The 20,388-nt window shown below is 60.6% G+C and carries 22 protein-coding genes and 5 pseudogenes; 7 read left to right on the plus strand and 20 right to left on the minus strand.

Features of this window, described 5'->3' with window-relative positions; translation table 11 throughout:
• Positions 1-6: 6 nt before the first annotated feature.
• The 20 genes and pseudogenes from QNJ43_RS07570 to QNJ43_RS07665 all read right to left on the minus strand — a co-directional run bounded on the left by QNJ43_RS07570 (position 7) and on the right by QNJ43_RS07665 (position 12,144).
• Positions 7-525 carry a TRAP transporter small permease gene (locus QNJ43_RS07570; RefSeq protein ID WP_300468751.1) on the minus strand — a complete coding sequence of 173 codons (519 nt, stop codon included), beginning with the start codon at positions 523-525 and terminating at the stop codon, positions 7-9.
• Positions 526-586: 61 nt separating this feature from the next.
• Complete coding sequence (locus tag QNJ43_RS07575; protein ID WP_300468753.1) at positions 587-1,567, minus strand: TRAP transporter substrate-binding protein; 981 nt, start codon at positions 1,565-1,567, stop codon at positions 587-589.
• 60 nt (positions 1,568-1,627) lie between these two features.
• Positions 1,628-1,915, minus strand: coding sequence for a LamB/YcsF family protein (locus QNJ43_RS07580; protein WP_300468755.1), 288 nt, complete (start codon positions 1,913-1,915; stop codon positions 1,628-1,630).
• A pseudogene (locus QNJ43_RS07585) lies at positions 1,912-2,390 on the minus strand (LamB/YcsF family protein). The gene QNJ43_RS07580 and the pseudogene QNJ43_RS07585 overlap by 4 nt, the downstream one beginning before the upstream one ends.
• Positions 2,391-2,458: 68 nt before the next feature.
• Entirely contained in the window at positions 2,459-3,385 is a 927-nt protein-coding gene (locus QNJ43_RS07590; RefSeq protein WP_300468757.1) for a biotin-dependent carboxyltransferase family protein, read from the minus strand.
• On the minus strand, positions 3,382-4,008 hold the full coding sequence (pxpB, locus tag QNJ43_RS07595; protein ID WP_300468758.1) for a 5-oxoprolinase subunit PxpB: 627 nt from the start codon (positions 4,006-4,008) through the stop codon (positions 3,382-3,384). The genes QNJ43_RS07590 and pxpB overlap by 4 nt, the downstream gene beginning before the upstream one ends.
• Before the next feature lie 102 nt (positions 4,009-4,110).
• Positions 4,111-4,671, minus strand: coding sequence for an RraA family protein (locus tag QNJ43_RS07600; protein WP_300468759.1), 561 nt, complete (start codon positions 4,669-4,671; stop codon positions 4,111-4,113).
• A gap of 70 nt (positions 4,672-4,741) precedes the next feature.
• The gene (locus QNJ43_RS07605) at positions 4,742-5,818 is read right to left on the minus strand and encodes a pyridoxal phosphate-dependent aminotransferase (protein ID WP_300468761.1); all 1,077 of its coding nucleotides are present in this window, start codon (positions 5,816-5,818) and stop codon (positions 4,742-4,744) included.
• A 196-nt stretch (positions 5,819-6,014) separates the two neighbouring features.
• A complete protein-coding gene (locus tag QNJ43_RS07610) occupies positions 6,015-6,923 on the minus strand; it encodes a LysR family transcriptional regulator (RefSeq protein WP_300468763.1) in 909 nt (302 codons plus the stop codon).
• 144 nt (positions 6,924-7,067) lie between these two features.
• The gene (locus QNJ43_RS07615) at positions 7,068-7,700 is read right to left on the minus strand and encodes a sugar ABC transporter permease (protein WP_300468765.1); all 633 of its coding nucleotides are present in this window, start codon (positions 7,698-7,700) and stop codon (positions 7,068-7,070) included.
• 33 nt (positions 7,701-7,733) lie between these two features.
• Positions 7,734-7,949, minus strand: a complete 216-nt coding sequence (locus QNJ43_RS07620) for a hypothetical protein (RefSeq protein ID WP_300468767.1) — start codon at positions 7,947-7,949, stop codon at positions 7,734-7,736.
• Between the two features lie 78 nt (positions 7,950-8,027).
• Positions 8,028-8,513 carry a hypothetical protein gene (locus QNJ43_RS07625; RefSeq protein WP_300468769.1) on the minus strand — a complete coding sequence of 162 codons (486 nt, stop codon included), beginning with the start codon at positions 8,511-8,513 and terminating at the stop codon, positions 8,028-8,030.
• Entirely contained in the window at positions 8,513-8,746 is a 234-nt protein-coding gene (locus QNJ43_RS07630; RefSeq protein WP_300468771.1) for a hypothetical protein, read from the minus strand. Before QNJ43_RS07630 ends, QNJ43_RS07625 begins: the two co-directional genes overlap by 1 nt.
• Positions 8,743-9,300: an extracellular solute-binding protein gene (locus tag QNJ43_RS07635; protein ID WP_300468773.1), complete on the minus strand. Its 558-nt coding sequence runs from the start codon at positions 9,298-9,300 to the stop codon at positions 8,743-8,745. Before QNJ43_RS07635 ends, QNJ43_RS07630 begins: the two co-directional genes overlap by 4 nt.
• Before the next feature lie 56 nt (positions 9,301-9,356).
• Positions 9,357-9,758 carry an ABC transporter permease subunit gene (locus QNJ43_RS07640; RefSeq protein WP_300468775.1) on the minus strand — a complete coding sequence of 134 codons (402 nt, stop codon included), beginning with the start codon at positions 9,756-9,758 and terminating at the stop codon, positions 9,357-9,359.
• Positions 9,759-9,928: 170 nt separating this feature from the next.
• Positions 9,929-10,156: a hypothetical protein gene (locus tag QNJ43_RS07645; protein WP_300469058.1), complete on the minus strand. Its 228-nt coding sequence runs from the start codon at positions 10,154-10,156 to the stop codon at positions 9,929-9,931.
• Positions 10,081-10,527, minus strand: coding sequence for a hypothetical protein (locus QNJ43_RS07650; RefSeq protein ID WP_300468777.1), 447 nt, complete (start codon positions 10,525-10,527; stop codon positions 10,081-10,083). The genes QNJ43_RS07645 and QNJ43_RS07650 overlap by 76 nt, the downstream gene beginning before the upstream one ends.
• Entirely contained in the window at positions 10,412-11,035 is a 624-nt protein-coding gene (locus QNJ43_RS07655) for an ATP-binding cassette domain-containing protein (RefSeq protein ID WP_300468779.1), read from the minus strand. The genes QNJ43_RS07650 and QNJ43_RS07655 overlap by 116 nt, the downstream gene beginning before the upstream one ends.
• Positions 10,950-11,270, minus strand: coding sequence for an ATP-binding cassette domain-containing protein (locus QNJ43_RS07660; RefSeq protein WP_300468781.1), 321 nt, complete (start codon positions 11,268-11,270; stop codon positions 10,950-10,952). The genes QNJ43_RS07655 and QNJ43_RS07660 overlap by 86 nt, the downstream gene beginning before the upstream one ends.
• A 90-nt stretch (positions 11,271-11,360) precedes the next feature.
• A pseudogene (locus QNJ43_RS07665) lies at positions 11,361-12,144 on the minus strand (SDR family oxidoreductase).
• 312 nt (positions 12,145-12,456) lie between these two features.
• Here QNJ43_RS07665 and QNJ43_RS07670 point away from each other — a divergent pair.
• From QNJ43_RS07670 to QNJ43_RS07700, 7 genes and pseudogenes are all read left to right on the plus strand, one after another.
• Positions 12,457-13,129 (plus strand): annotated as a pseudogene (locus tag QNJ43_RS07670) (DeoR/GlpR family DNA-binding transcription regulator).
• A 51-nt stretch (positions 13,130-13,180) separates the two neighbouring features.
• A pseudogene (locus tag QNJ43_RS07675) lies at positions 13,181-13,861 on the plus strand (BtpA/SgcQ family protein).
• Between the two features lie 157 nt (positions 13,862-14,018).
• Positions 14,019-15,485 (plus strand): annotated as a pseudogene (locus QNJ43_RS07680) (FGGY-family carbohydrate kinase).
• A gap of 13 nt (positions 15,486-15,498) precedes the next feature.
• Entirely contained in the window at positions 15,499-16,167 is a 669-nt protein-coding gene (locus tag QNJ43_RS07685) for an HAD family phosphatase (protein ID WP_300468782.1), read from the plus strand.
• A gap of 597 nt (positions 16,168-16,764) precedes the next feature.
• Entirely contained in the window at positions 16,765-18,432 is a 1,668-nt protein-coding gene (locus QNJ43_RS07690; protein WP_300468784.1) for a septal ring lytic transglycosylase RlpA family protein, read from the plus strand.
• A gap of 104 nt (positions 18,433-18,536) precedes the next feature.
• Positions 18,537-19,220: a dTMP kinase gene (tmk, locus tag QNJ43_RS07695; RefSeq protein WP_300469040.1), complete on the plus strand. Its 684-nt coding sequence runs from the start codon at positions 18,537-18,539 to the stop codon at positions 19,218-19,220.
• 3 nt (positions 19,221-19,223) lie between these two features.
• Entirely contained in the window at positions 19,224-20,297 is a 1,074-nt protein-coding gene (locus QNJ43_RS07700; RefSeq protein ID WP_300468786.1) for a DNA polymerase III subunit delta', read from the plus strand.
• The last annotated feature ends 91 nt before the right edge of the window (positions 20,298-20,388 follow it).

A 20,388-nucleotide genomic window follows, 5' to 3' on the forward strand; every position in this document is an offset into this window, starting at 1 on the left:
GATAATTCAGTCCATGATGGGCGCGTTGTCGCCTTCATGCGAACTATCGAGTTCGACTGGTCCTCCCATGACCAAGTGAACGAGCCGCAAGGCAATCTGAACAGTGAGAAGAAGAGACCCGAACGCGATGAAAGCTGCCGGATAAACCAGCGTAATATCTGTAGTGGGCCTGGAGGTGTGGCCGGTGGCGTAGTAGCCCCAGGCCAACTGCAAGAGCGCGTTTGTCACGTAAGCCAAGATCACGAGGTTGATCAGCGTGGCGAGCCACTCGAAGATGCCGGGCAGAACCCCGCGCGGCAGCGTCACCCGGATATGGCCGCCGGTGCGCAACGTCCAGGCCGCGCCAAGGAAGATCGCGGACATGTGCAGGTAGACGGAAACTTCCCAGACGAAGGAAAGGTTCACGTCAAAGATATTGCGCAACACGATCTCGGTGCAGACCAGCAACGCGATGCCAAACACCACGGCCCCCGACAGAAACGCAAGAACTCTGGACAGCCGGTCAATCAGATTAAGAAACGGCATTGGGCTCGTCTTCCTTATCGGTCTCTCAGGTTGTGGTTACAAAAACGCGGCCCGCGCGAAATCAATTCACCCGGGCTGCGCGCGTTGTTATTCCGGCTTGAAGCCTTCGACGATCGCCTTCGCATCGGCGCCCATCTTGTCGAGAGTAGCCTTGCGCAGCGGTGCGGCGCGGTCGGCAAGCTCCTTGCGAAGCTCGTCGGAGATCGGAGCGAGCGTGATGCCATGGCTCCTTAAGGGTCGCCATGTTCTTGGCGTCCTCGTCCTGCACTGCCTGCCAGAAGCTCGGCTCAAGCTTGGAAGCGAGATCCGTGATGGCCTTCTGGTCCTTTTTGCTGAGTGCGTTCCAGCGATCGAGGTTGACCGTCATCGCATTCATGTTCCAAGTATGACGGGTCGGGTATCCGTATTTGATGAATTCCCAGAAGGATCCGTCGACGGCGGACGGCGAAGACGTTGCAACCGCGTCGATGACACCGGCAGCCAGGGAGGGGATGACTTCGCCCCAGGGCAGCTGCACGGGCGTCATGCCGGCAGAGGCAAACACGTCGGTGGAGGCACGGTCGTAGGAGCGGATCTTGATGCCGGACAGAGACTTGAGGTCGGTGACCTCGGTCTTGGTCCAGATCTGCTGCTGCGGCCACAGGATCGTGTAGAGAAGCTTCTGGTTGTTCTTTTCCATCAGCTTTTCAAGCGTCGGGTGGAAGTAGTCGTTGAACTGCTTCAGCTCGCCGAACGAACCGAGGAAGTAGGGCAGGGACGTCATGCCCAGAAGCGGTTCGGTGCCTACCTGCTGGTTGAGCAGCATGTTGCCGATGGGCACAAGCCTGTCGCCGACCGTCGACAGCATTTCCGGCCCCTTGAAACCGAGCGACCAACCGGTATGCAGCGTGATCTCCACGCGGCTGTCGGTTGCCGTCTTGACTTCGTCGGCGAATTTCTGAGCGCTGACGCTGATATAGTTCGTGTCCGGCCAGGAGAGCGGGAGATCCCAGTTTTCAGCCTGGGCTGCACTCGAAATCATGGCGACGGACAAAACAGCCAAGGCCACAGTGGCAGTTTTAAACATGTCGAAAAGCTTGGGGTACTGCCTATTGCGGGCCGATCACTCGGCGTAGGGCGCGATCGTGCAGCCAGCGTCGGTAGTGCCGGCGCGAATGGCGTGGGCCAGTTCAAGGGCCCCGGCCGTATCGCTGTGGACCAGAATGGAATCGACGGGGATCTTCATTTCCTCGCCCGTGACCGTCTTCAGGTGGCCGCTCGACAGGACCTCCGCGACCCGGCGACGGACGGCGTCGGGCTCATCGATGACAGCGCCCGGCACGCCGCGCGGTGCCAGCCGTCCTGGCGCCGTATAGCCGCGATCGGCGAGGAACGACCAGATGACGGTCAATCCCTAACGTTCGGCCTCGCGCGAGGCTTCCGTATCCGGCAGGCCAAAATGAATTTCAGGTTGGCATCAAACGCCTTGATCGCGCCGATGAGGGTCTTTGCGACATCGACATCGGCAAAAGATAGGTTGCCGAGCGCGCCGTGGAAATTGGCATGGGTCAGCCGGGCGCCCCGGTGGGCTGCAATCGCAGAAAGCGTGCCGAGCTGGGCGATCACCATCAGTTCCAGATCTTTCAATGACATCTGGAATTTCCGCCGTCCGAAGCCCGCCTTGTCCGGATAGCCGATATGGGCCCTATCCTGACGGCGTTCTCGCTTGCCAGGGTCAGGGTGCGATCCATGGTGGCGGGATCACCGGCATAGCCGCTGGTTGTCATATTTGACGATTTTACCAGCGGCATGAGAGCCGCATCGTCGGCGATGACATAGGGACCGAAGCCTTCTCCCAGGTCGGAATTGACGTCGATGGTTTTCATTCGATTTGTTCTTCTCAGTGAAAGGACCAGTTGGAACTGGAAAATCGTTTATCGGGAGATCGACAGGATCAGGTGTTCTTCCTTGGCGTCGGCTGCACGGGCTTCACGGAGCGTGCAGGGCGTGAAGCGTATCGTCTCGCCGAGAGGGACCTGCGCCAGGCGGTGCCGATCGACCTCGATGACGACGCCGAGCTTCGGATAGCCGCCGCACGTATTGACCTCCTGAAGCTGGACGACGGGGAGGCCGGAGGGCGGGGAAGCCGGATCGTTCCGGGAAGGATCCCGTGCGACAGCAGTTCGCGGCGCTCACGTGGGACCAGTTGCGACCCTTCAAGGCGGCATCCGTTGCGGTTGCTGTAGAAGGAAACGATCCAATCGGTTTCGGTGAAGAGCCGCTGATTGGCCTCGTCGTAGTCGTCCCATTCCGCGGTCGGAATGAAGCGGAGAACGCGTCCGCTTTCGTCTGTGGCGAAGAGCTCCGGATGAAATTCCGGGGTGACGCCGATACCGTCGATGGCGGCGCAGAGACGCGGACGCAGGACCTGCAAAAGGTCTCCCGCCTGCAGCATGCGTCCCTCAAGGCCGCTGAAGCGTCCCTTCAGATCGCAGGTGCGGGCTCCCATCACCAAGGGGACGTCGACACCGCCGCCCACGGCGATATAGATGCGCATGCCCTTTTTGGACATGCCTGCACGCACGCGGCTGCCCTTGCGGATCGTTTGTGCCCACCAGTTCGGGACCTGGACGTCATCGACGAAAACGTCGGCCTCGGCACCAGCGATTGCGATGTCGATGTCTTCGGTGAACCGCAGTTCGAAATCGCCGAACGTGAATTCCAGTCTAGCTGAGTCGTCATCATTGCCGATCATGCGGTTGGCGATCCGCAGCGAGCGCGTATCCATCGCTCCGGCAGAACCGACGCCGATGCTGCGATAGCCGCCGCGGCCGAGATCCTGGATGCTGGCCATGGGGCCGGGATTGATGACTTCAATCAACTCAACACCTCCACGGGACAGAAGCGGATGCGGTCGCCCGGCGCGATCAGCGACGGGGTCTCGGAATCGGGATCGAAAAAGCTGAGTTCGGTATGGCCGATGATGTGCCAACCGGAAGGCGAGGTGCGCGACAGGACGCCCGCCTGCGCCCCGCCGATGATGATGCTGCCTGCAACGACGCTCAGGCGCGGCGTCTTGCGGCGCGGCGTGGCGAGGCCCGGCTGACTTCCCAAAGCGAAGACCGTGTATTCGGGAGCGGAATGGATATCGACGACCTCGCGGATCGTCAGGTCGCGTCCGGCCGCGATATCGGCGAGAGCCTCGCCCATCTCTCCGCCGTAGGAGACGGGAACCTCGATCAACCGACTGGGCTCGTCCAGAGGCTGAACTTCGTCCCACATACGGGCAAGCGTCGGCTCGAAAGCCTCGACGACCTGCTTGTCGTGCAGAATCGTCAGCACGCTGTGGACGCCCGGCACCGTTTCCTTGACCTCGTCACGTTGGTCGAGCGCGCGGGCAAAGGCCCAGATGTGTCGTTGGACTTCAAGGCTCATCGGACCGGCGACGTCGAACAACAGCGCCCGTTCTCCGAGATAGGAAATGCGGTGGTCGGGATCACTCATGGTGGATTGCTTCGATTGGCGGGTGTGACGCAAACGGTCCGCATCATACCGTCGAAAATACAATAATGCCGCGCCGTTCCCGGCGCGGCACCTTCGTTTGAATTACTTACCGTAGGCGCCCGCGTAGGTGCCGTTGGCGATTGAGGGCGGGAAGGCGACGATGCCGTCGCAGTCGCCAACAACTATATCGCCCGGTGCGATCACGAGGTCGCCGATGCTCACCGGCTCGTTGAGCTTGTCCGGGCCGTTCTTGTAGGGCCCGAGATGGCAGGCAGCGCGGGCGAAGATCGGGAAATCGCTTTCCGCCAGCGCATCCGCGTCGCGAATGGCGCCGTCGAGAACCATGCCGACCGTGCCCTTGGACTGGGAGATCGCGGACATGATCTCGCCGATCAGCGCGCGTTCTTTGTATCCGCCGCCATCGGCGACGACCACATCACCTGGCTCGATCTGCTCGAACGCCTTGTAGATGAAGAAGTTGTCACCGGCATTGGTACGAACGGTGCGCGCGCGGCCTGCCATGCGGCCACCCTTGTGTAAGGGACGCAGGCCGCGCGTGCCGACGGCGCGCTCGAGGTTGTCGCTGATATTGGGGACAGGGCATTCCTTGAAGGCCGCGATCAGGTGGTCAACGGTTTCCTTGTCGGGGTTGGACGTAGTCATCTGACTGGCTTTCTGAATTTTAGTCGGAAAGTTTGGCGATTGCCGCGCAACCGGAACTGATCGTGTCGGCCTAGGTCGCAAAGGAGAGGCGCAGGAAGCCCGGCATGCCGTAGGACGTGCCGTCCATCACCGCGACGCCCGCCTCGTCGAGCAGGTAGTTGACGAGTTCGAGATCGCTCGAAATCGCCCCGTTCGGCCCCTTGCGCCCGAGAACCTGACGGATATCGGGGAAGATGTAGAATGCGCCGCCCGGCATGGAGCAGTTCACGCCGTCGATATCGTTCAGCAGCGACACGATCAGGTCGCGCCGTTCGCGATAGATCTCAACCATCTTCGCCACGGGCTCCTGATCACCGCGAAGGGCGGCGGCGGCTGCGATCTGCACGAAGGCCGAGGTGCAGGTGGTGGACTGGCGGATCAGCTTGACGATCGCCTTGATGAGGGGCGCGGGACCGGCCGCATAGACGATACGCCAGCCGGTCATCGCATAGGCCTTGGACATGCCGTTGACGATCAGGCAACGGTCCTTCATGTCCGACGCGACGGCGACCGGCGTCTTGTTCTGCACGCCGTCGAAGACGATCTTTTCGTAGATCTCGTCGGTCATGACCGCGACATGCGGATGGCGGGCCAGGACATCCAGAAGTCCCTTCCACTGCGCCTCGCTGAGAACCGCGCCGCTTGGGTTCGAGGGCGAGTTGATGATCAACCAGCGGGTCTTCGGCGTGATAGCAGCTTCCAGCGCTTCCGGCGTCAGGATGACCTCGGATTCGGCGAGGCATTCGATGACGATCGGCGTGGCACCGTTGAGGCGGACGATGTCGGGATAGCTCACCCAGTAGGGAACCGGGATGATGACCTCGTCGCCGGGCTGAAGGGTCGCTGCGAAAGCCTCGAAGATGATCTGCTTGACGCCGGAGGTTACGACAATCTCGTCGGGCGTGTAGGTGACCGCATTATCGCCCGCTAGCTTCTCGCAGATGGCCTTGCGCAGATCCAGCTTGCCGGCAGAGCCGGTATAGTGGGTGTCTCCGCTGCGCAGCGCAGCAACACCTGCTTCGATGATCGCGTCTGGGGTATCCTGATCGGGTTCGCCCAGAGTAAAAATCGAGGATGGTGCGGCCCTGGGCCTGCAATTCAGTAACACGCTGCTTGGCAGTAATACTCGCCGACGACTTGAGAGTCTGGACTTTCTTAGAAAGCGCGATCGCCATTTTGGGGGAACCTTGATACCTCGAACGAACGAGGCGAAAAGGTAGTCCGGGCTCATATTCAAGAAAAAGAGATGATACCGACTAGCAAAACATTCCGGCATGGTATGATCCTGATGTCCGCTACGTCCGTCAGCTCTGGTAGCTGCGATCGAAATAGGCGCATTCGGCGGCGACTTCCGCAACTTTGTGGATCAGGGAGTGCGGGCGATCTTCGCGGTACATCGCAGCATAGGGCACCGGCGGCAAACGCTCTTCGGTCGGAATGACCTCCAGCAGGCCCTCATCGACCAGATAGGAGAAACAGCGCGCGGGTAGGTAGCTGACACCGAAGCCTGCAACAAGAAGCCCGAGAAGCGCGGTCATGCTGTCGGAGGTCATGGCCTCTTGGACCGCAATTCCCTGTGCCTGAAGCCATTTGTTGAACAGAATGCTCGAGCCCGATTTCGTCTCCTGCATCAGCATCGGATAATCGGCCAGTTCGCGCAGAGAGCGGGCCTGGCTGGTATCGATCAACCCTTTCTTCGCCATCCAGACATTCTCCACCGCTGCCAGAGGGAGGGAGAAGAATTCCGGCAGGCGGAAGGCTCCGGGAACGATGATGAGATCAAGCTGATCGTCCTCAAGTGCGGAAAACAGCGTGCGGCTCATTTCGACGGTCGGTGTGATCTTGAGCGCCGGATAGCGGTCGCGCAGCGTACCGACGAGGCGGGGAAGCTCTGTCATCGCGGTCAATTCGGTCACGCCGAGGCGAAGCAGGTGAGGGCGGCCGGCATCGCTCTGGCGCACGTCGGCGATCTGATCGTGCAGATCGAGCATCTTTTCGGCAATGGCAAGGAGCTCCTCGCTCTTTGACGACAGGCGCGCTCCGCGTTGACTGCGGTCGAAGATCTCGATGCTTGAGGCGCGCTCCAGCTCCTGCATGCGTTTGGAGACCGCCGATTGCGAGGTCGCCAGGCGTGAAGCCGCGCGCTCGAATGTCCCCAGGCGAGAAATCCAGAACAGGGTTTCGAACTGTTTGAGGGTGATCTGGGTGTTCATGAGCTTCGCGCCGATTGGTCAAGTATTCTGCAAATGCATGGATGGCGCATAAATTACATGAGCGCAGCGCCTGTAAAGTCATAAAAACCGAAAGAGAGCTGCTACGCAGATGCAATGCCCCGGAAACCGGGGCACGCGTTTTGCTCAGTCCTTGCGTTCCAGACGCATGAAGAAGACGACCGTGATCACCAGAACGATCAGCAACAGGATGAAGGCGGTTGCGTTGCCTTCGTTGAGCGAAAGCCCTTGGAAGGCGCGCTTGTAGGCGAAGAAGGACAGCAGCTCGGTGGAAACGCCCGGCCCGCCTTTCGTCAGAACGTAGATCAGGTTGTAGGTCCGGAATTCGTTGATCAGCTGAATGATGATCGCGATGGCCGAGATGGGCCTCAGCAGGGGCAGGGTGATGTACCAGAACTGTTGAACGGTGCTGGCCCCATCCACTTCCGCGGCTTCGTACGGATCCTTGGGCAGCGACGCCAGTCCCGCCGACAGCAGCAGCACGACGAAGGATGTCTGCTGCCAGATATCGATGCCCACCATGGTCGACAAAGCAAGATCGGAGCTGCCGAGCCAATCGACGGCGGGCAGACCGGCTCCCACGAGCATCTGGTTGACGATGCCGAGGTTGGTCTGAAGCAGCATGCGCCAGATCAGGGCGACGGCGACTGGCGACATGGCCATGGGCAGCGTCAGGATCGCGAAATAGATCGGCTTCAGGTGAAAGGTCCGGTTGAGCATTAGCGTGATCGCTAGCCCGATGAAGAATTCGCCGACCACGGTCGCGACGGAGTAGCGGATCGTCAGAAAGAGCTAATGCCAGAAGAGGCTCTCGCTCATGATCGAGAGGAAATTGTCGAGACCGGCGAAGGGCGCGAGATGCGGCTTCAACAGGGTCATGGACGACAGGGAGATCGCCAGCGCATAGAGGAGCGGAAAGCCCATTGTGATGGCGAGCGCGGAGAGTCCGGGGGCGGCGAAGGCCCAGCCGGTGCGTCTGCGAAGATCCAACGAGCTGAAAAGAGACATGCACGCTCTCCTGCGCGAATAAGGCAAAAGTCCCAGGCCCCGCCGATTTCGGGGCCTGGGTCGTTCTTGAAAGACGGATTACTTGGACAGCAGGTCGTCGAGCCCCTGAGCCACCGCCGAAATGGCGTCTTCAGAGGTTGCGTCGCCGCTGGCGGCCAGCGAGATCTGCGTGCCGAGCACATCTTCATACTGGGCGGAGTAGGTGAAGATCGGGAAGGACTTGCCGCTTGCCACGATCTTCATGCCGTCGACATAGAAGGGGTACTTATTCAGCACGGCCTCGTCCTCGAACACGTCGGAGTGAACCGGCACATGACCTTCGAGTGCTCGCTTGATGGCGACCTTCTTGCCCTGCACCCAGGAGATGAACTTCCAGGCTGCGTCCTTGTCGGTATCGGAGACGTTGGCGGGAATGTCCCAGCCCCAGCCGCCGCTTTCACCATGTCCACCGGGCATGACGCCGAGCTTCAGCTTGCCCGCAACCGCCGGGCAGGTCTTGGGATTGTCGAGCTGCGGCAGCATCCACCAGTAGGTGACCATGGAGAAGGCTTCGCCGGAGCACATCAGGCGATCGTGTTGTTGAGCGTGGCCGACAGCGCACTGATCTGGGCTGCGTTCTGGATCGCATCGACATAGAGATCGAGCGTGGTCACGCCCGCATCGCTGTTCAGGACGATATCGTCGCCGTCGAGATAATCGCCGCCGGCGGCAAACAGGTAGTTGGAGAATTCCATCGCATTGGGGTCGTCCTTCTGACCCTGCATGGCGGCGCCCGCCACGCCCGCATTGGCTTTCATGAACTTGGTAAGTTCAACATAGTCGGCCAGCGTCGACGCATCTCCAGCTTCTTGCTGAACTTGGCCTTGTAGGCGTCGGTGAGCTTCTTGTCGGAGAGAAGGTCGGTGCGATAGATGACGCCCATGGAATAGTTGTACATGGGCAGGATCGGCATGGAGTCCTCGGAGGAGCCGAGCAGGTCCATGGTGGAGGAAATGAAGGGCGCCGTGTCGAAGCCCGACTTCTCTACATAAGGGTTCAGGTCCGTCAGCCAGCCTGCTGCCGGGAATTTGCCCGCCCACAGGAAATCGACCGAAAGCACGTTGTAGTAGCTCTCGCCGGACACGAGCTGGGCCACCAGCTTGTAGTGCATGTCGCCGTAGCCGACCTTTTCGAATTCGACCTTAATGTCGGTTTCTTTGGTGAATTCCGTCAGCATGCCTTCGATGATGGTCGTCTCCGGCATGTCCTCCATCAGGGCGTGGAGGGTGATGTCCTGCGCATTGACCATGACGGTGGATGCAAGCAGACCCGCTGCTAGCGCACCGCAGAAGGTGAATTTGTATGTGATCATATGGGGCAACCTCTCTGGCAAGGGGATGCGGGGGGCCTTTACGGCCAAATCGGCAATCACTTTACGCTGCCGAAGGAGAGCCCCTGGACGAGATAGCGCTGGATAAAGCGCGAAGCGATCATCATGGGCAATATGGCGAGTGAGACACCGGCGGAGACCTTGGCGATTTCGACGCCGTTGGAGGTTTGAAGCGAGGCGAGCGCGACGGGCACCGTCACCATTCGCCGGCCGCCCAGGATCAGGGCGAAGAGGAATTCGTTCCACGACAGGATGAAGCCGAGCACGGCCGCCGCCGCAATGCCAGGGGCTGCAACCGGCAACATGACGCGCCAGAAGGCGCCCCAGGCGGTTGCCCCGTCGGTCATGGCCACTCCGTCGAAATCTGCCGGCACGGCTTCGAAGAAGCCCATGACGATCCATGTGAGGAACGGCAGGTTCAGTGCCGCATAGACCAGCATCAGGCCGGGCAGCTAATTGGTGAGTCCGATGGTGCGGTAGAACATGAAGGTGGGAAGCGCCAGCGCCACTGGCGGCAGCATCTGTGTGGCCAGAACCGTGAAACGGCCCGCCCGGCTGCTGGTGCGGAAGCGGGTAAAGGCATGCCCGGTCGTGCAGGTCAGCGGTATGGCTATATGATCATTGAGCCGACCGCGACGATGATCGAGTTCAGATAGTTCGTGCCGAAATGCTTGGTCGTGAAGAGCGCTATGTAATTTTCGAAGGTCAGGTCCGGCAGGATTTCGGTGCTGTAGGACAGGTACTCCGGCACCAATCTCGTTCTTACCATCCACGGGATCGGCAGCACCACCACCGCGCAGAAGAAGAGGAGCCCGAGATGGGAGATGACCTTGCGCATGTCCCTAGCTTTCCTCGCTCGAGTGGCGGGGGTAAGCCCGCGTCGTTTCGGCATCGAAGAGGTGAATTTGCAAGGGGTCGGCGTAGAGCTGGACCTATGTCCCCGACACGGGGATGAACCGCCGCCCAAGCCGCGTGCTGAATTCCAGGTTGGCGATGTTGAAGACGACGATGTTTCTCCGTCCCCAGAGCCTCGACTGCGACGATCTCCGCCTCGAAGGCAACGCGACCCGGCCCGTCTTCCTCATGGATCTCTTCAGGGCGAAGCCCCATGAGGAGCTTCCGGCCGCGCGCTGCCTCGTAGGCCTTGGCCTGGGCCTCGGAGAGCGGGAAACGGCCAAGCGGAGAGGCAATCTGCCATGTGTCGTCCACTTCCTCCAGCGTCGCATCCAGCAGGTTTATGGCCGGAGAGGCGAGGAACTGAGAGACGAAGGTGTTGACGGGATTGGCGTAGACGTCCAGCGGCTTGCCGACCTGCACAAGGTGGCCGTCGCGCATGATGCAGATCCGATCGCCCATGGTTATGGGCCTCGACCTGATCGTGGATGACGAAGACAGTGGTGCCTATGAGACGGCGGTGGAGCTTGATCAGTTCCAGCCGCATTTCGGCGCGCAGCTTCGCATCGAGGTTCGACAGCGGCTCGTCCATAAGGAAGACGTTGGGCTCGCGCACCATCGTCCGGCCGAGCGCCACGCGCTGACGTTGTCCGCCCGACAAGGCAGCAGGCTTGCGGTTCAGATACGGCGTGAGCCCCAGAATGCCGCTGACGATATCGATCCGTTCATTGCGCTTTTCAGGCGCAAGGCCACGCATCTTCAGTCCGAATTCCATGTTCTGGCGAACATTCATATGCGGGTAGAGCGCATAGCTCTGGAACACCACCGCGACGTTGCGATCGCGCGGTGCGCGTCATGTCCCGATCTCCGATCAGGATACGACCGCTGGTCACGTCTTCCAGACCGGCGATCATCAGCAACGTCGTGGACTTTCCGCATCCCGAGGGACCGAGAAAGCAAATGAACTCGCCGTCCTCGATCGTAAGGTCCACGTCCTTGACGCCGTAGACGTCCGGATCGAATGCCTTTGTGACCGTCTGCAATTGGATGTTTGCCATACGCTTTCCCGATGGGCTCGTCGCGGTGTTTTCTTTGAGAGTAATCGAACATAAACAAACCTTACAAGCTTACATTCGAACAAATGTTGATCAGGTCGTGTAGATGTCGCCCGTGACGTTCAGAGTCTGCCCCATCATGAAGCGGGCCGCTCCCGAACACAGGAAGACGGCGACGCCCGCCACGTCTTCCGGCGTCTTGATACGGCCGAGCGGCGTCTGATCGATATAGTCCTGAAAGACCTCTTCCGGGGTCATGCCGCGCAGCTTCGCTTCCCACTGGATCTCGCGATCCTGCATGGACATCTTGACGAGGCCGGGGCACACGGCGTTGACGCGAATTCCCTTCGGCGCGAGCTCGCGGGCGAGCCCCTGCGTCCAGCAGACGACGGCGAACTTGCTGGCGGAATAATGCGCGAGGAACGGGGCGCCGACCTTGGCGGCCAGCGAGGCGGTGTTCGTGATCACGCCGTGGCCCTGCTCAAGAAAGTGCCACGCAAAACATTGATTTCAAAGAAAAAAGCCACGAGCGTTGACGTTCATATTCACGAGCGTTGACGTTCATATTGAAGTCCCAGTCCTCGTCGGTGAGGTCGATTCCGGGACGCATGGTGGATACGCCCGCATTCGCGATCAGGATATCCAGCCCGCCCATCTCCTTGATGGCGGCGGAGAAGGCGTTCGCCACTGAAGAGCGTTCGCGCACGTCGATTGCCTGAGCATAATGCGTGCCGGGCAGGGCTTCCGCCGCCTTCCTGGCCGCATCCTCGTTGAGGTTGGCGATCGTGATGGTGACGCCCTGGGCGGCAAGGCCGCGGGCAATTGCGAATCCGATACCGACGGTGCCGCCGGTGACGATGGCCTTCTTGGCCTTCAAATCGGGATAACTCTGGGCGGGAAGCTTGGTTGGGGGACATCAGGTGCTCTCCTTTGCCGCAGTAAGAAAACAAAACGAACATTAAAAACAACATAAATGTTTGATTTTCATGCCTTGTGTCTGTACCGTGAGGGTGAATTGAACACATAGGCAGTGTGCGCCCGAAGCAGCGACCAGACATGGGTAGAGAAATTGCGATGACCTTTTCCGAAAAGGCCAGAACGCTTGCGCAGGTACGGATGAACGAGATTCTCAAGCGCCTGCATTAAGGGCGGCTCGGTCACTGTTGCCGAAATCGCGCGCGATTTCGGGATCTCGGACATGACAGTGCGTCGGGATTTGACAGAGCTGGAGCGTGAGGGCCTTCTTGAGCGCGTTCATGGCGGCGCGGTGCCGCCCGCAGGTGGGCCGTTGCAGGTCATCGACGATGTCGAGCCGACGTTCAAGGCGCGTATCGCGGCAAAGGCGACGGAACTGCTTTCGCCCTATCGCACCATCGCCATGGATGTGGGCATGAGCACGTTGATGGCCGCTCAGAAGATAACCTCCGCACCGGAGGTTTTGCGTCGCAAGCGGATCTTCACCAACAGCCTGCGCATTGCCGAGACGCTCGCAGAAATCTCGGCGGAAGTCTATGTGCCCGGGGGTCGCATACGCGCCGACGAGATGTCCATGAACGGGCCTGTCGCGGTGGAATACTTCTCCCAGTTCTATTTCGAGGTCAGCGTGCTGGGGACGTCCGGCATGGCGAGCGAGGGGGTTCTTCGATTACTCGCTCGAAGAGATCGAAATGAAGCGCGTCTATATAGAGCGTTCCGCCAAGCGCATCGTCCTGTGCGACTCCTCCAAGTTCCGCCGCATGTCCACTGCCCGCGTCGCCGCTCTTCAGGCGGCCTCCGTGGTCGTGACCGATGCGCCGCCTCCCGCCGATCTCGCCTCAGCTCTCGCCGCCGCCAATGTCGATGTACAGATTGCTGGCTTCTGAGCCGGCCCTTTGAAAGCGTCCTGCCTCTCGCATACCCATAAGGGGAATTCGATGATTTTCGACTTTTTCGGCTCGAAGAAGAAAGCCGTTATAGCTATGGCTCATATCGGACCGAGGCATGGGCGGACTGATCGAGGACGCGTCCAAGGACGTCGAGAAGCTGCAGGCTGGCGGAGTCGGTGCGATTTTACGTTCGGTAACGAAAACGATCGTCCTTACGTCTTCAAGGGGACGCCCGAGAGCATTTTCGCGATGACCGCCGTCGTCATGGCGATCAAGCCGAAGATCTTCACCGGCGTCTTCGCCTCCGACATGGGCATCTGGGAATCCGATTGCGCCTCCGCATCGCGGCTTCGCGCCAATCTCGGCCGCAAGAAGATGAAGATGCTCTTCAACATCAATGCCGAGTTCGCCCATTCGCTCGATTAGCGTCCGATCGAGCTGCGCGCCAAGAGCGCGGTCTTCTCCTCGCTCGCCGATGCCGTTCTGGTTTCCGGGTCGATCACCGGCCAGCCGGCCAATCAGTCGGATCTGCGCAAGGTCTGCGAGACCGTGACCGATGTGCCTGTTTTCGCCAACACCGGCGTCAACATCGACAATGTGGCCGACGTCATGTCGGTTGCCAGCGGCTGTGTCATCGGCACGCATTTCAAGGTCGACGGCAACACCTGGAACCATGTCGACGAAGCCCGCGTCAAACGGTTCATGGACAAGGTCGAAGGTCTGCGCTGAGCTGACCTTCACTTCACCGCACGCCGTTCGGAACGACCCCTTTGACATCAGTCCCTGGCCCCGTGCTGGAGAGATTGACGGGGGAGGGGAGCCCGTTCCGTTTCGGCGTGGTCGGACAAGATGTTCTCTTTTCCGCACTGTTTTGACGGAATCTTCCATGTCGCTTGTCCTCGGCCTCGATATCGGCACCACATCGACCATCGGCATTCTGATCGAGTTGCCTGCCCGGGTGCTCGCCACCGCCTCCTTTCCGGTTAACCTGAACTCGCCTCATGCGGGGTGGGCCGAAGAAGATCCTGAGGAATGGTGGGCGAATGTTTGCCGGATCGTGCCGGAACTCCTGTCGAAGAGCGGGCGCGGCGCGGATGAGATTTCCGCGATCGGCGTTTCCGGCATGCTTCCGGCGGTCGTGCTTCTGGATAAGGACGACCGGCTGATTCGCCCCTCGATCCAGCAGAGCGACGGGCGCTGCGGCGTCGAGATCGATGAGATGCGCGCCGAGATCGATGAGGCAGCGTTTATCAAGCGGGCCGGCAACGGCGTCAATCAGCAGCTCGTCGACGCCAAGATGCGCTGGATCGCGTGTCATGAGCAGGAAAACCATGCGCGTGTAGCAACCGTCTTCGGATCCTACGACTTCATCAACTGGCGTCTGACCGGCGAGAAGGCGATCGAGCAGAACTGGGTGCTTGAAGCCGGGCTCGTGGACGTCAAAGCGACCGTCTCGATCCGGAGCTGGCCTGCATGACGGGTGTCCCGGAAGCCGCCGTTCCGCCGAAGATTGGCTCGCACGAGATTCTGGGCAAGGTTACGCCCGAGGCTGCAGCCGCCACGGGACTGGCGGAAGGAACGCCGGTTGTCGGTGGCGCTGCGGACATGATCGCCTCCGCGCTCGGGGCCGGCGTTACGAAATCCGGCGACGTCCTTCTGAAGTTCGGCGGTGCCGTCGACATCATGACCGCGACGGATCGGGTCGTGCCCGATGCGCGGCTCTATCTCGACTATCATCTGATCCCGGGCCTCTACATGCCCAACGGCTGCATGTCGACGGGCGGATCCGTTCTGAACTGGTTTGTGAAAACCTTTGCGGTCAATGCCGACACGCGGGGTAAATTGGTCCATGCCTGGCTTGATGAAAAGGCGGCGGAGCGCCCCGCCGGATCGGACGATCTGACGATTTTGCCCTATTTCCTGGGCGAGAAGACCCCCGCTGCATGATCCATCCGTGTGCGGTGTTATCGAGGGGCTGACCCTGTCACACGATATCGGCCACCTCTGGTGCGCCGTGTTGGAGGCCTATGCCTATGCCTTGCGGCACCATGTGGAGGTGCTCCGCGACATGGGACATCCGGCGGACCGGTTCTTCGTTTCCGACGGCGGTTCCCAGAGCCGGGCCTGGATGGGGATCGTTGCCGATGTGATGGGTGCGCCGGTTCAGCGTCTCGGTGGTCATCCCGGCTCCTGTCTGGGCGCGGCCTGGACGGCGGCGGTCGGCGTCGGTCTTGCCGACTGGGAAGGCATCGGGGCCTTTGTCAGCGATGCAGGACAGATCGAACCGACGGCTGAGAACATCGCCGCCTATGAGCGCGGGTATGCGCGGTTCAGGGAACTTACGAACGACTGAAGGGATTTCATTCGTGACGGAGCGAATTTTGAATGCCGTGGCATGGGATATCGACGGCACGTTGATGGACAGCGAGTCGCTGCACCTCCATGCGCTGATTGCGGTGAGCAAACGGTATGGCGTCGATCTGTCCGCGGAGCCGGAGGAGCGCTTTCGCGGCGTGCACATGTCCGATGTGTGGTTCGCATTGCACGAGGAATTCCCGGGCAGTCTCACCGAAGAGAGATGGAACGGGGAAATCGTCGACTGGTACGTCGAAAACGCGGAACGTCTGACCCCGATGCCGGGGGCTGTGGAGACCGTCAACGTTCTAGCGCGCATGGGCGTCGCCCAGTTTTGCGTCTCCAATTTGGCGTGGCGGGTCGTCGACACCAATATCGAGCGGCTCGGTATCGGGTCGCTGCTTGCAGGCTCGATCAGTGTTGAAGACGTGATGCGCGGCAAGCCTGATCCCGAGCCCTATCTGAAAGCCGTTTCGGCGCTTGGCGTTCCCCGCACGAATGTGCTGGCAGTGCTGGCAGTGGAAGATTCTCCGACCGGAGCGCGGGCTGCCCGCAGTGCCCGGCTGCGAGTGGCGTTCTATCGCCCGGAAGGTGACAAGTCGCCGAGCTTCGACGGTGCGGATATCGAAATCAACGATCTGACCGCATTGCCGGTTCTGCCGGACTTCCTGCGCCCCTGAGGCTGCGGCAAGTCTTTGCGATCGGCGCCGCACGGGTGCGCAAAATCGACGCGGGAGATCAGAAATTGCGGACGTCGGGATCGCATCGTTGTTCGCAACCGAGATTCGTGTAACGGGGCACGGCGCCCATTAATATCAGCGGGATAGCGACGTTTCCCTTCGCATTTCAACTGACGAAAGACGAAAACATCATCGGCGGTTGACTGCGTGGGGCCGATATAACCTAAAGCACCTGTCTTTGAAAACGATGTGGGTCGGCTCTTCTTCGTCACTTTTTCGCCTTGGTTCGCACGTCTCTTCGCCACACAAGAAATGCAAAAGGATGTAACGATGGGGAATGTGTGCAACCGGTTGTATCTTGCCTTGCCGCCGGTCCATTGGGGCCTCTTTAGAATCGGGGACAGCCGGAAAACCGAATGTGGTCAGGACTTAGCCGTCGGTTAAGACATCTGCGCGATATATTGTACCGGAGTTTGTGGGGACGGCTCCGGATCGATTCCGTCACTGCCGTAGTTTTGGGACAGGGGACGCGCTTTGGCGCGGTGCGGTTTTCGAGACGACGTCCCTCAGCCGGCAAAGTGTATCGAGTATGACGGCATGATGGATGCGAACGACGCCCTGAGCGGGAGAGCGGTGACGCGCGCAAACATGAGCGCGAGCCGTTTTCGCAAGTTGATGTGTGGCGTGACGATTGTTGCGGCTTGCCTTGCCTTTGCAGCCTGCAGCACCACGCCTTCCTCGAAGAACAAATTCGACCCGAAGAAGTACGGCGTGAAAGGGAGCCCTCGCGTCGTTTCGGAAAATGGCGCCGTGCCCAAGGGCGGCGGCCGCTACGTGGTCGGCAAACCCTACAAGATCGCTGGGAAGTGGTATCGCCCGAAGCTTGATCCCGACTATGACAAGGTCGGGCTGGCGTCGTGGTACGGACCGACGTTCTATGGCCGGATGACGGCCAACGGCGAGATCTTCGACAAGAACGCGCTGACCGCGGCTCACACCACCATGCCGCTGCCGTCCTATGCGCGGGTGACGAACCTGAGCAACGGCCGTTCCATGATCGTGCGCGTCAACGATCGCGGGCCGTTCCACGGCAATCGCGTGATCGACCTGTCGAGCCGCGTCGCCGACATGCTGAACTTCAAGTCCAAGGGAACGGCGAAGGTTCGGGTGCAATATGTCGGTCGGGCCCGCATGGATGGCCGCGATCAGCAGTATCTTCTGGCATCCTATCGCGGTCCGGGTGCGGTTACGCCTGGCGGCACCATGCCGGGTACTATGATTGCCATGGCCAAGCTGATGACGCTGGACGTGTTGTTCGGAGCGCTGGACAAGGGAACCGTGACACTGGAGACGACCTTTCCGGTTTCCGAACATGCCTGGCGCACAGGCGGCGCGCCTGCGCGAACGACGACGATGTTCGCCGTCTTGAACTCCGAGGTCCCTGTCGCCGATCTCATTCGCGGCATCATCATTCAGAATGCCAATGACGGCTGCATCATCGTGGCGGAAGGACTGGCCGGGTCTGAGGGAGCCTTTGCCGAGCGCATGAATGAACGCGCCCGCGAACTGGGCATGACGCATTCCCATTTCGGCAATGCGACGGGGCTTCCGGGGGCGCAGATCCGCACCACAGCGCGCGGTCTTTTCATCCTCGCGGCATACCTGATCAAGGCGCACCCGCAGCTTTATCGCATCTTCAGCGAAGAGGCGTTCACCTGGAACGGCATCTACCAGCGCAATCGGATGGCTCTGTTCGGCAATTCCATCGGCATTGACGGTCTGAAGGACGGGTTCGTGGAAGGCGAGGGGCACGGAGTCGTCTCGTCTTCGATTAAGAACGTCCACCGTCTGCTGACGGTCGTTGCCGGACTTGCCGACCAGGACGCACGGGATCAGGCCGCGGTCGATCTGCTGGGCGCCGGCTACGAGCAGTTTGATACGGTTGAAGTATACAAGGCCAATGAGGTTGTGGCGGAGGCCCGGGTCTTTGGCGGCGCCGAGAGCTACGTACCGCTTGTCTCCTATGTGCCGGTAGAGATGACGCTGCTCGATGCCGGGCGCGAAGTCTATCGGATGCGGGTCGTCTACACGGGGCCGATCCCGGCTCCGATCAAGAAAGGCCAGAAGGTAGGGGAATTGCGGCTCTACAAGGGTAAGGAGCTCGTCAATGTGGCTCCGCTCTTCACCGCATCGGAGATCGTGGTCGGCGATATCAAGCAACGCGCGGTGGACGGAGCCTTGGAACTTCTGATCGGCTGGTGGTAACGGGTGGGCGTTGCCCGTATAAATGCGAGACCAACTGGCAGGGGCGCATCGCGGCAACCTGGATTTGTGGGGTCTCCGGATGGTTCGGGGACGGTAAGGACACGATTTTGCGAGGACAATTCATCACCTTCGAAGGCGGCGAGGGGGCGGGGAAGTCCACGCAGATTTCCCGGCTTGCCGATTACCTGCGTCGTTGCGGGGTCGATGTCGTCATTACGCGCGAGCCGGGCGGCTCACCCGGTGCGGAGGCGGTGCGCCACGTTCTGCTGTCGGGGGCTGCCGAAGCCCTCGGTCCGGAAACCGAGGCGATCCTCTTTTCCGCAGCCCGTGCCGATCATATTGCCCAGACGATCGAACCGGCCTTCCATGCCGGGAAATGGGTTCTGTGCGATCGCTTCATCGATTCAACCCGCGTCTATCAGGGCGAAAGCGGTGTTCAGCCGGCATTTCTGAAGAAGCTTGAAGCCGTCGCCGTCGGTCGTCTTTCGCCGGACCTGACACTCATCGTCGATATTCCTCCGCGTCTGGGGTTCAAGCGGATTGCCGGACGGGACGAGCTATCTGGCGGCGCCGAAAAGGACCGCTTTGAGCGCGAAACTCTCGAAATTCATTCCAATCGACGCGACCGCTATCTCGACATCGCAAGGGCCGAGCCGGAGCGGTGCGCGGTCGTCGACGGCTCCAGAAAGCCGGATGAAGTGGCCGAGGCGATAATCGAGATCGTTGAAACGCGGCTCGGACCGATCGCGGAAAGCGTCACGTCCTCGCGAGACGGCGTCAGGAGCTGAGTGATGGCGGCAAACGATGTTGAAGCGGCTCCGGAAATCGACCGGATCGACGGACTGCCGTTGCCGCGCGAGCAGATGTGGCTCATCGGTCATGCGCAGGCGGAACGCACGCTGCTGGATGCCTACCGGTCTCAGCGTTTGCACCATGCCTGGCTGATCGGCGGCCCCAAGGGCATCGGCAAGGCGACGCTCGCCTTCCGCATGGCGCGGTTCGTCCTGGTCAATCCGGATCGCAATGCGCCGCACCTGATGCTTGCTGCCGATCTCTCCGTGGATCAGGACGATCCGATCGTGCGCCGGGTTATTGCGGGCAGTCACGGGGATCTTCTCCATCTGCGCCGCCCGTGGGATGAAAAGGCCAAATGCTTCAAGTCATTCCTGACCGTTGACGAGGTCCGTCGGACGATCTCCTTCTTCGGTTCGACGTCGTCCTATGGCGGCTGGCGTGTCTGTATCGTTGATGCTGCGGACGACATGAATGCAAGTGCGGCCAATGCCTTGCTGAAAATTCTTGAGGAGCCGCCGGAGAAATGCCTGTTCTTCGTCCTCTCCCATTCACCCGGACGTCTACTGCCCACGATTCGCTCGCGCTGTCGTCGGCTGGATCTGAAGCCGATGTCGGAGGAGGAGATCTGCCAGGGGCTTGAGATGTTCGAGCGTGGGGACGGGGAGGTGGCCCATGCGGCAGTTCTTGCCGACGGTTCGCTGCGCCGGGCGATCCAGCTTCTTGATTCCGGCGGGGTTGAAATTGCCAATGGGCTGGAGCGGCTGATCGGGCAATTGCCGGAGCCGGATCTGCGTCAGATCCACCGCTTCGCGGATGCTGTCAGCGACCGGAAATCCGAGGAATCCTACCGGATTTTCCTCGATCTACTGCGCGACTGGCTTGACCGCCGGGTGCGTGAGGATGCGGCATCGGGCGTAACCCCGGCGCGCCTTGTCAGGTGGAGCGAGGTGTGGGAAAAGGCCAACCGAGCGGCGACGCTCGCCGATGCGCTCAACCTCGATCGCAAACAAGTGGTTCTGGGTGGCTTTCAGGCACTGGGCGAGGCAGCGCGCGGCCGACCCGCTGCTTGAGACAGTTTTCAGCCGGCCTTTTGCGATAAAGATCACAAGCCGAACGGCGTCCGGCCGGCAACGTCGTTCGTTTTGCGCTCCGGGCATGGTG

This window comes from Breoghania sp., assembly GCF_030066895.1.
In the GTDB taxonomy this organism is placed as follows: domain Bacteria; phylum Pseudomonadota; class Alphaproteobacteria; order Rhizobiales; family Stappiaceae; genus Breoghania.